This is a genomic window from Pseudomonas sp. Colony2 (assembly GCF_019382755.1).
Lineage (GTDB): Bacteria > Pseudomonadota > Gammaproteobacteria > Pseudomonadales > Pseudomonadaceae > Aquipseudomonas.
Genome location: NZ_CP080030.1, coordinates 2227200 through 2227917, shown reverse-complemented (window position 1 = coordinate 2227917; position 718 = coordinate 2227200). Strand labels below are relative to the sequence as shown.

Annotated in this window: 1 protein-coding gene; it reads left to right on the top strand. The window is 57.9% G+C overall.

From position 1 onward, the window contains the following. Window positions 1-301 precede the first annotated feature (301 nt). Window positions 302-628 carry a DUF6124 family protein gene (locus JV201_RS09560; RefSeq protein WP_219406805.1) on the top strand — a complete coding sequence of 109 codons (327 nt, stop codon included), beginning with the start codon at window positions 302-304 and terminating at the stop codon, window positions 626-628. The last annotated feature ends 90 nt before the right edge of the window (window positions 629-718 follow it).

Sequence of the window (718 nt, the reverse complement as noted above, 5' to 3'; positions counted from 1 at the left end):
CACCTTGCTCCATTGCCTACGCTTACGTCAGAATCCGCCGGCTTGTGCACCTGGGTGGTCATCTCTAAGGTTGCTCGGTCGCTGAAAACTCAGTGATCGGGTTTAGTAGCCCTAGGGTCAATTACACATAGTGCATGAGCTGCATCTATCAGACGTTCCTGTCTGTGCTTGATGGTGGCTGTGCGTAGGGCGCCCTCGGGCGCGCCGGCTTTGTGTAATTCACCGGTCTACTAACCTGCGCACAGCTGCCACCCTTTCGTTTAGTAGCGACAAGGTGGCGGCCCGACTCAGGAATTGCACCATGTTCAAGATAACGCCGAATCCGCCAAACAAGCCGGATCAAAAACTCCACCAGGCTGCCCAACGCGCCATTGATCACTACCTCAATCCCGGCACCGAGACAGTCCCAGAGGCAACCGCCCTCTTCAGCGTCACCTCCGGCGTCAGCAGCGAAATCCTGATCGCCAACAGCTACGAAACCGTTTCCTCCGTCAGCGCCCTGCTGCTCGACCTGTCCGACGAACTGACCGGCAAAGACCGCGACGTGGCATTGGCCATACACCAGCTGAGCGAATTGAGTGTGCTGCTGATCGGCAAACTGATGGACCGCGAAACACCTCGGGCGTAGAGCCCAACGCGGTCCTGCGGGACTAGCCCTTCAACTCACCCAACCGATTACTCGCCGCGTCGTCGTATGCCACATACAACGACTCGGCGA